Raw genomic sequence first — 556 nt, 5'->3', positions numbered from 1 at the left:
ACCAGGGGCGCGAGCATGATGAGGTGCGTAGTCGTGAACATCTGGCCGAAAACCTCAAGGTAGGGGCGGCGCTATCGGCAGTGATCGGTGCGGCGTGGGAGGCGACTGGGCGGGTTGAAATCAGCAAGTTCGGTGCTAAGGCTCCCATCGTAACGCTGTTTGGTTTTACTACTGGTGTATTGGCCACTCTTGGAGCCGTTTTCGATTTACTCAAACTTTCCGCTGAAATGCATAAAGACGGTGCCTATTGGACGGCTGATCATTGGGCACGTTTGGGGCATGATGGTGCAGTCTTCGGTGTAATGAGCGCTCAAACCGGCCTGGGTGGTTATGCTACCTATATGGCGCTGACTGGGAAATGGACCACCGAACAGGCGATCAAGTGGTTCACCTTGCGCATCGTGCCAGTGAACTGGCTACTGCTGATTATCGAAGGACTGTACCTGGCCTGGAACTATTTCAAGGACAGCGAGCTGCAAGCCTTCCTTGAGCAATGTTACTGGGGGCAAAAGCGGCGCTGGGGCGACAGCCCGGCGCAGCGCAGCGAGGAGCTGCA

At 56.1% G+C, this 556-nt stretch carries 1 protein-coding gene; it reads left to right on the top strand.

What is annotated here, in order from left to right; translation table 11 throughout:
• A partial coding sequence (locus CXQ97_RS21165) for a hypothetical protein (protein WP_181035169.1) occupies nucleotides 1-556 on the top strand: 556 nt, incomplete at both ends.

The organism is Arthrobacter sp. B0490, from assembly GCF_002929355.1.
In the GTDB taxonomy this organism is placed as follows: domain Bacteria; phylum Actinomycetota; class Actinomycetes; order Actinomycetales; family Micrococcaceae; genus Arthrobacter_D.
Note: the sequence above shows the minus strand (reverse complement) of the source record. Positions and strands in the feature narration are given on the sequence as shown.